Source organism: Candidatus Latescibacterota bacterium (genome assembly GCA_019038625.1).
Lineage (GTDB): Bacteria > Krumholzibacteriota > Krumholzibacteriia > Krumholzibacteriales > Krumholzibacteriaceae > JAGLYV01.
In genome coordinates this window covers 1-1,368 of the sequence record JAHOYU010000183.1, presented here as the reverse complement: position 1 = coordinate 1,368, position 1,368 = coordinate 1, and the positions used below count along the sequence as shown (strand labels likewise).

The 1,368-nt window shown below is 49.0% G+C and carries 1 protein-coding gene; it reads right to left on the bottom strand.

Annotation, left to right across the window (positions count from 1 at the left end):
- Positions 1–266: 266 nt before the first annotated feature.
- On the bottom strand, positions 267–1,368 hold a 1,102-nt coding region (locus tag KOO63_13015; protein MBU8922732.1), incomplete at its 5' end, for an IS66 family transposase.

Sequence of the window (1,368 nt, the reverse complement as noted above, 5' to 3'; positions counted from 1 at the left end):
GCGATGTACGCCCGGCGTGGCAAGTTTGCGTCCGACTTCGGCAAAGATATCGACGACTGCGCCGCGTCGGCCGGCGACGAAGTTGCATCCGATGAATGAATTGTTGCGGATCAGAACATCCCGCACACCGATGCCTTCCTTCCAGTAGTTTACATCGGAGGCAATATGGAGCGCAGCCCCGGAGCAATGTTCAAACCGGGTAAGCGTACACCCGATCACCGAAAAGTTTGAAAAGAAATTGGTATACTTTCAGGTGACAAAGTGACTTATTCTGGTATCAACGATGGGGCCGGCTGATTATTCGAGTGACAATGACAAGCACTGCGTATGTACGCGATGATACTGCGGCCTTGTAAACGGCAGGTGGCACATACAGTCAGTATTCGCTCTGCATAATGTGCTCCACGCTTACTTTGTGTTCCAAAACTCATTTTACGCCAAATCACTGCCTGACGAATGATTTGCTCTGCCGCATTGTTGGTCGGTTCAACATCCGAGTCACTTACAAATACCCAGAGATACTCCCGATGCCTAAGGATATCTCGACACTTGCCGCCGAGTTTGCCATCGTAGGTCGCGCCTTTTTCAAGAAGCCTTTCAACTTCTTCTTGAAGCGGGATCATCCTGCGTTGAAATGTTTTCCATTGTAACGTACCGTCACGGACACGGCGGCGAAGTTTTAGTATCTCTTTTGAAAGAGCATGAAGTTTGTTGCCAATGCGACCCAAGTGGCCATCCGCCTCGCCGATTGCTTTGAAATCACGCTTTAAGTGAGCCCAACATATTTGCCGCAGTCCTTCGTAAAAACTGTAACCATTCCATCGGTCACTATTCAGTGTGCCGGTAAAACATCCAATGAGTTGGCGAGCGGCCTTTTGACCACGGCTGGCATTAATCATAAAGACCGCTGCCGTTGTACAGCAGAGTGTCCATATCCAACCTTTAAGGCGGTTGCCACGACGCCAGTTGCTTTCGTCAGCATGGGACCTATCTTGCGATTGAACATATGCATGCACTTCATTGTAAGGCGATTCCATTGCGGCAGCGATCTTTGCTTCACAGTTACTCAGCCCTCCAAGGCTCATGGGGACACCAAAAACCTCATTGACGACTTCAAGTGCTTTACGTTTACTGGTATTAAGCATACCTGTTAGGACACCCACAACAGCCAGAACGCCGGAACCAAACACGTTTCGTTTAATATCGTCAGGCAAGGGTTGATAGACGACTTCACCACATTGTTTGCATTGCTTCATGTGTTGAACATATTCGATGACATCTGGCTTGATCGGAGGAATATCAATAGTCTGGAATCGCAACGGCTCCTCATCGCATGCCTTCAGATCCTTGCAACCACAGGTACAGCAC